Consider the following 273-nt stretch of genomic DNA (forward strand, 5'->3'; position numbering starts at 1 on the left):
GTCACTTCCGGCAGCGCCGGCTGGCTCATCACCTCATGAATACGGTGAATACTGATTTCCGTGCGGGCAATCATATGTTTCAGCGACATCAGCGGCAGCAGGGATTCCGCCATGCCGGTACAAATCAGCAGCACAGCCACCCATGTGGAAACAGCCAATGCATCACGCGTGACCAGCCAGCCGCCAAGCCAGACCACCACCGCCACGGTTGGCATCGGATTGAGAATAACCTGCGAAAAACGCGCCGGAAAACCGGCCATACGATACCAGTTC

General features: G+C 57.1%; 1 pseudogene. It reads right to left on the reverse strand.

From position 1 onward, the window contains the following. Positions 1-260 (reverse strand): annotated as a pseudogene (locus tag HBA93_RS21130) (hypothetical protein); the annotation flags it as partial. Positions 261-273: the final 13 nt, after the last annotated feature.

Origin of the sequence: Ochrobactrum sp. SFR4 (genome assembly GCF_019730395.1) — a bacterium.
In the GTDB taxonomy this organism is placed as follows: domain Bacteria; phylum Pseudomonadota; class Alphaproteobacteria; order Rhizobiales; family Rhizobiaceae; genus Pseudochrobactrum.